The following is a 654-nucleotide window of genomic DNA, read 5'->3' on the forward strand; positions in this document are numbered from 1 at the left end:
AATTGCTTTGTTTCATAATTATCCCTAAGTTAATAAACTATATTTTTAAACGTTCCGGTTTTTAGGGAAGATTACAGAAAGTGTCTTATGCCTTAAGTTATCGTAAACAAATGGAATATTCGATGGATGATGATATCGAAAACATATCGACACAAAATGAAATGAGAATTTATGGACGTGTGGCGTATTCTACTTCAATAGGGAAAGTCAAATTAACACAAACGGTACGACAAGAAGCTCGTAAATTTGTCGATCATCACTGGAAAAATACGGATGAACCTATACAATTGCGTTCTCGTTTAAAATCACAAATTTCAGTTCCGATTGATTCAGAAAATCATCATACGATTACAGGAGGTGCAGAAATTCTTTTTGCAACGAATAAACATAATTTATCCAAGGAATGGAGTCGTTTTAAATATAAAGAATCACGTTTTACCTTGTTTTATACTTTTAGACCACAGAACACTCCGTTGGCTATTAGTTTAGGATATATGAATAATTTAATTGAAAAAAATGCTACGCATAGCACACATTATGCTTCCATAGATATTACATGGGAAAATCCATTCAAAATATGTAACGTCCTGAAAAAATGATACAGGATTAGACTAATAAAACTTTATTTTAAACAGTACATATATTCGTATTTGT

The 654-nt window shown here is 31.0% G+C and carries 1 protein-coding gene; it reads left to right on the top strand.

Annotated elements, in window-relative coordinates; all coding sequences use genetic code 11:
* Positions 1 to 80: 80 nt before the first annotated feature.
* The gene (locus tag IF125_RS14210) at positions 81 to 599 is read left to right on the top strand and encodes a DUF2490 domain-containing protein (protein WP_225542931.1); all 519 of its coding nucleotides are present in this window, start codon (positions 81 to 83) and stop codon (positions 597 to 599) included.
* The last annotated feature ends 55 nt before the right edge of the window (positions 600 to 654 follow it).

This window comes from Empedobacter stercoris (genome assembly GCF_020281205.1).
Taxonomy (GTDB): Bacteria; Bacteroidota; Bacteroidia; order Flavobacteriales; family Weeksellaceae; genus Empedobacter; species Empedobacter stercoris.